Source organism: Phocaeicola sp. RTP21198st1_B8_RTP21198_201120 (assembly GCF_040929485.1).
In the GTDB taxonomy this organism is placed as follows: domain Bacteria; phylum Bacteroidota; class Bacteroidia; order Bacteroidales; family Bacteroidaceae; genus Phocaeicola; species Phocaeicola dorei.
Genome location: NZ_JBCOCI010000513.1, coordinates 1 through 1092 on the forward strand (window position 1 = coordinate 1; position 1092 = coordinate 1092).

The window sequence follows — 1092 nt, forward strand, 5'->3', positions numbered from 1 at the left end:
GTATAAAGATTTTCATCTGCATAAAATTCAAAATATGCCTTTGCTATGTCCGTAGCCGATGCATTATTGGCAAACATAGCCGGAACTACTTTCTGATATGGAGCACCCGGTGCGGGTATCTCTGTCGGAGAGCCTATTATGTAATCCGCATGTTCCTTCAATTCATTGACCACCTCAACAGATTGCATAAAGCATGCATCGAAAAGAAGAAAACTCAAATGAGGCGCATTACACCATCCTGTCCCCACCAACGGGTTTTATTCTGCGATTTTGCCAACCATCCTTCTCCATGAGACCACAAAACCAACCCATAACTCTGTGCCGGATATTCAGAAAATGCCGTGTTGATAACCTCCTTCATCTTAGAGACATCTACAGAGTTTCGTCCTTCATACGTAGCGATTACCTCCTGTACGACATTCTTCTTTTTATCCTTCTTCAATCGAATTAGTTTAGGACTTGATCCGGTATCAATGTATACGAGTAGGTTATAAGAGTTATCATCTACAGACTGCATTCCCTCTGTCATTTCCGCCAAATCCTCTGTAGCAAAGCTGCGAAGAGAATTGTCACCTGCTATATAAACAAGAACTGTACGCATCTGGACTCCTCTTTCATCATCGTCATTATGACAAGCGATTACCAGCATAGCCAAACACACAAACAAGGAGAATATTTTTATCTTTTTCATTAGATTTCAAGTATTCTGCCGGTTTCGTAAAGTGGAATTTATCAGAATCAATCCGCGACACCGTCATTCTATTATTTTTCTTGTATTTATTCAGAATCTTCGTTGCTTCTTTTTCTAATTTCTTCTTGTTTTCCGAGAAGTAAATCATACATGTACTATTCTGTTGCAACTGGTTATCCTCCAGATAATTCTTCAACTGATAACTATACAACTCACGGTGAGACAAGAAGCCTTCCTTGCTAACCTTCGCACTATCTAATATCTGAATGTCCGTGAAATAGACTACTGTATCCGTAAATGAGGCAGAAATTCCAAAAGCATAAACCGGTTTAGAGTGGTCTTTTTTCAAGGAAAAAGCAGAGCACATGGTAAACACAAGTGCAATTGCAAATAGTATTTTT

General features: G+C 39.2%; 2 protein-coding genes and 1 pseudogene. All 3 read right to left on the minus strand.

Going from position 1 to position 1092, the window contains the following annotated elements:
- Positions 1–188 (minus strand): clostripain-related cysteine peptidase (locus tag AB5935_RS27725; protein WP_368328066.1); only part of this gene is annotated, 188 nt, incomplete at its 3' end.
- Between the two features lie 26 nt (positions 189–214).
- The gene (locus AB5935_RS27730; protein ID WP_368328067.1) at positions 215–691 is read right to left on the minus strand and encodes a clostripain-related cysteine peptidase; all 477 of its coding nucleotides are present in this window, start codon (positions 689–691) and stop codon (positions 215–217) included.
- A 13-nt stretch (positions 692–704) separates the two neighbouring features.
- Positions 705–1092: pseudogene (locus AB5935_RS27735) on the minus strand (hypothetical protein); the annotation flags it as partial.